This window comes from Neisseria sp. HMSC15G01 (assembly GCF_001808255.1).
Taxonomy (GTDB): Bacteria; Pseudomonadota; Gammaproteobacteria; order Burkholderiales; family Neisseriaceae; genus Neisseria; species Neisseria subflava_A.
On the sequence record NZ_KV792685.1, the window covers coordinates 1 to 4,667 of the forward strand.

General features: G+C 43.6%; 4 protein-coding genes. 2 read left to right on the forward strand and 2 right to left on the reverse strand.

The window, feature by feature from the left end; all coding sequences use genetic code 11:
• Nucleotides 1-1,115 precede the first annotated feature (1,115 nt).
• Both HMPREF3139_RS06435 and HMPREF3139_RS06440 read left to right on the forward strand, forming a co-directional pair.
• On the forward strand, nucleotides 1,116-1,448 hold the full coding sequence (locus HMPREF3139_RS06435) for a hypothetical protein (RefSeq protein ID WP_070461295.1): 333 nt from the start codon (nucleotides 1,116-1,118) through the stop codon (nucleotides 1,446-1,448).
• 1,152 nt (nucleotides 1,449-2,600) lie between these two features.
• The gene (locus HMPREF3139_RS06440; protein WP_070461296.1) at nucleotides 2,601-3,086 is read left to right on the forward strand and encodes a hypothetical protein; all 486 of its coding nucleotides are present in this window, start codon (nucleotides 2,601-2,603) and stop codon (nucleotides 3,084-3,086) included.
• 249 nt (nucleotides 3,087-3,335) lie between these two features.
• Here HMPREF3139_RS06440 and HMPREF3139_RS06445 read toward each other — a convergent pair whose 3' ends face one another.
• On the reverse strand, nucleotides 3,336-3,737 hold the full coding sequence (locus HMPREF3139_RS06445) for a hypothetical protein (protein WP_070461297.1): 402 nt from the start codon (nucleotides 3,735-3,737) through the stop codon (nucleotides 3,336-3,338).
• A 2-nt stretch (nucleotides 3,738-3,739) separates the two neighbouring features.
• Entirely contained in the window at nucleotides 3,740-4,516 is a 777-nt protein-coding gene (locus tag HMPREF3139_RS06450; protein ID WP_070461298.1) for a replication initiation protein, read from the reverse strand.
• Nucleotides 4,517-4,667: the final 151 nt, after the last annotated feature.

Genomic DNA, 4,667 nt, shown 5'->3' on the forward strand with positions numbered 1-4,667 from the left:
CTGCAAAAATCTCGCATTAAACTGCAAAAATCTCTCATTTAAACTGCGAAAAAAACCGCTGTAACCCTTGACTGGCAAGGCATACAGCGTTTATCCACAAGTCCATAAAAAGGTTTAAAAAGATTTAAAAATGATGAAAAACCAGAAAGCCCCAAATTTCTGGGGATAACCTTCGGGCCATTTCGCGCTTGCGCAGCTCATGACCCGGCTTCGCTGTTTGATGTGCCTACGGCATGATGAGTTCGCCATAAGGCGAACCTGCGGGGGCTTTGCCCCCACACCCCCAGTCTCGCCGCCGACGGCTCGGGAGCAGGGCGCGGCGTACCGCCTTCTCCTGCCCCTAGCCTTTAGCGTTGGGTCGCTTCCACCCTGTCAAGGTCAAGCCGCTTACGCGGTCGCTACGCGAACCTTGACAGGCTTCCAGCTCCGAAGATGGGGGAAAATACAGATATTTATACAAAAAAACAGTGCTATACTTACACAAAACCTTGGAGATTTAATTATGTCTTATGCAATTGCTTTTGACCTAGATACAACTGTTTTACAGAATCTTTATCCTAATCCTTCTTGGCAAAACGCTTATGGCGACGTTCAAACGTACACTAGTTAGTCTTGGTTTCACCCATCAACAAGGCAGTGTATATTTTGGTGGAGAAACGATTACCGCGGTTTCTTGTGTTTTGGCCGCTCAAAAGTTGTCATCAACCTTTGCTTGGTTCAAACCTGCAGTTTCCGATATACGCATGCTGCGAATTGAAGAGATGAATGATCTAGCTCCAGCCCTTTAAGAGAACAGCAAAACCACCCCACAGGGTGGTTTTGCTGTTCTAGTAGCTTCTAAAAATCAATTGCATGAACTATATGCGCTTACGCGGTCGATACCAAACCTTTACGACTCCCATCTCCAAAGCAGTGATAGATGCGCGTAACACCTTAAATTTGCGTTTTCCTGCGTTTTATATGCTTGCCTATGGGGTAGGGTAGGATAGGGGTAGAAATTCAATCTGAGCGCAAATTTGGGGCGTTTCTGACGGTTTTATTTCGGATTACTGCCTGATAAAAACAGCGGTTTGAAGACCGCAAGTGCGTTTTTTTGAAGACAAAATGATATTTGCATGACATCTTATCGTACAAAGCTATGCTTGAAATTACAAAAACCCCTTATCGTACAAAACAGCCATTTTTTAGGTCAGATTACAAAGAAAAAGACCGCCGAAGCGGTCTTTAGGGTTAAGAATAAAATTCGGGCAAAGCCCAAAATTTTCGGAAATGAAACTTTCGCTTTTGACGGCGTACTGTCTCTTTCCCCCTCTCAACTAGGGATTTTTATATCCGAATCCGCCAAGATTCAGACTATTCAACTCCGCCAAGAGTTAAATAATTATTTTGCCGGTGTGATTTGGCAAAATACCCCGAATTTCCGAGGCTTTTCAGCCCCTAGGAACTAGAGCTTTTCTGCTCTAGTTCCTCCAACGCCCCCGGCCAAGGGGGTTTACTGCTACTACACATTGAGATTTGTTGCTTGCCTGTTCCTTTCGTACTTCCTTCCCTAGACGTTGAACTCGCCATCAGGAAGGGGCATTACTGCTTTTCCTACTCAGACACTCTCCCAGTCTTTTACCCAATTTCTGCCTTGCCACAGGTCAGTTTTAGGGGCAGTCAGACCTTCCCAAGTTAGTTTACCGCTACTACATCCTTCCTAGCCGTCGTCTCACATGAATATCCATAGCTTACGCCTACCCGATTTCTCGGTTTCAGGGGGTAAAGAATCCAAAAACCCTCCCCTACTAGATACCCTGCTTCACAGACTCATTCAATCCGCGGCAATGCTTTTCAGCATTTTCAGAGGATTCAGCACAGCGCCATTCGACTTTACGTTTCGGCTACCGTTACACGTTTGAGCTATACATCGACCTTCGGTTTCTCGAAGTGCCGTCTAACCAAGATTTCTCCCGTCAAACTCACGTCATTTCGGACGTGCGAAGCCATCGTGTGCTGCAAGTGTCGCGCCCTTTCGGTACGCCCCACTGACTGGACTGGATACCAGTTTTTGCAAGTAAACAGGACGATTCTCTCTCACAAGAGCCGCCGTTTCCTTGTCGCCCATGCTTTGAGATTTCCCTCGATTGGGTCGAACAGGGGGATTTCACCCCTGAGCGCCCTTCGTAGTCGTACCAGCACCATTACGAGCATACGACTTCGGCAAACTCGACAGTTTGGCAAACTGTCTTGATCTCAATCGTTGGGGGCTAGCCAACGTGTAGTAAATCAGGTTGGCTAGACCTTCGGACAAGCTTATTAGATTTGTTTTTTATGGCTCAGTCAACCGATTTGATTATAGATTGGATTCTTAATAGATTTGATAGCTTCTGATTTAAAAAAAAGTTTCTGGATGACTTGTATTTCAAGTCCTTCCGATTTGATATACAGGAACCTAATTCCTGTGTATCATTTTCACACCTTTTTTGTTGAACCCAGTTTTTGAGGGGGGACGGAACAGATGGATGCCGTCACGAAAATTACGGTCAAATTTGGACAAAAAAATCCTTTCAGAAAAAAAAGCGCAAAAAACGCAGACAAATAATATAGCGGAGTAGGACATGACTAAAACCCAATATCCTGATTATTTTGTTTTCACAAACCGATCGTCCATGATGCAACGCATACAGGATGCCGTAGAGAACGGTTATTTATACTTTGTACAGGGAACTGTTAAGCATGAAAAAGCTGTTTGTGTATTGGATAAGCTGATAGAACGGTACAAAACCAATCAAACACCAACTCAAAGGCTCAGAGCCTATGAAAAAGGCGAAAGCCTCGTTCAACTTTTTGCATATATCAGCCCACCAGAACCGGAGAAAGGGCTGGATTTTTATCTGCTTCACCGTCCTGCCCAGGGACAGAAATGTCCGACAATATCCTCAGAACCGTGGAAAACAGCCACAAATAGACAAACACGGATTGAATCAAGAGGCTATGAGCTGGTAAGAGTGCCAAACGAGAGAACACATAAAAGCAGTAAAACGCCTTTGAAGCCATATCGATGGACTTGGCGTTATAACGCTGAAAGACTGGAACAGTTTTGAGCAAAAATTAAAACGTTGCGCGCTTAGAAATTCAGAGGAAGAGTATCGTTCCCTTTTCGATACCCTGAAAAAGACGCTTGGTTTTTCAGGAAGCAGGGAACAAGCAAAGACTATGCTGATACGGTTAGAGATGAATTGGAGAAGGATCAGCAGTCAAGAACCGCCAATTTGCTTTGATGGAAAGTTACCGACAGCTAGAAGAATGAAGAATATCGGCGTAATGCTTGCCGAATTACCATCTTGAAACAATTAATTTCTAAATATTTGCCACCATCTGCGACGTGGTTTGATCGATTTAGTCTCTTCTGTTGAGGCTTTGTTTTCCAGTAAAAGCATTGCTTGTTTCAGGCTACCTAAATGGTCTTTCAGTGCTGCATTTTCAGCTTCCAACGCCGCTAAACGGACGCGCATATCTGCGACATCCTGCGACATTGTCTCATTTTTACCTGCGACATCCTGCGACATTGTCGCACTTCCAACTGCGACATTTGTCACAGGTAAAAATGCGCCATATACCCTTAGAAGCTCCGAAGTATCTAGCTTTTGGCCATTGTCGCACTTGCTCAATTTGCCTGCGACAATGTCGCGCTGAAGGGTGCGACGGCTTTTACCAACCAGTCGCGCAGCTTCACTAATGGATACGAGTGCCATTTTTACTCCAACGCATTCAGAGTTTTATTTCTAGGTATGGGAGCTGTTTCTTGGTTGAAAAGCCTACCTTGTGGATTTCGTTGAAATTTGAACAGTAGTGTAGCTACTTTACGTCCACGTTTTCGGACTTCCCACTCGATTAACCAACCGTCTTTTTCTGTTAGTTCCTTAATTGCCGGCTCAATAACCCATCTTCTCAAATCACTGAAATTTTTTCTGTGGCTTTCGGTTGCTTCCATAGCGTGCCAAAATTCTTCAATGGACATTGAAAGCCACCCTGAACCGTCTGTCTTGTCTTTCATCTGCTCAAAGAGTTCAAGTAGCCGCCAAGAATAAATTGATCGCAAAGCGGCAGCTTGTTGTAGCTGGTACTTTGTGAACTCTCTTTCTAGCTCAAACAAGAAAGGGAAAACATACTCAGAGAATTTGAATTTAACGTAGCCTTCTTCTTTGAAATATTTATACCCCTGCACCCATACACATGACAGCGTGCCGATATGTTTGCCGTCCTTAACTTGCCACGATAAAGAGCGTTTCATTAAAGAATTGACAGCATTTTTTAATTCTCGATATGCCGTACTCATGTTTACATCGTAAGTGTCAGCATATTCTTGCGCCGTTAATTTAATTTCGCCATTTACGCCCCCTAACTTCGCAATTCCAGCCATCAAAATCCGTTTTTCCACCAAATTCAAAGTTTGAGCGGAGCGCGTAATATAATTTGAAATCACAACATTGCAATTAGCTAAGCTATCATTTTCCGTAACCAAATTTCCCATAATGAGAGAACCTTGCCGTATTTAAGAGATTATTTTTATTATCGCATAATTCAAAATAAGAGAAAATATAAATTATCGCAAATGCGGTAATGTTCTCTCATTTAAATTGTGGATAGCACTGCAAAAATCTCGCATTAAACTGCAAAAATCT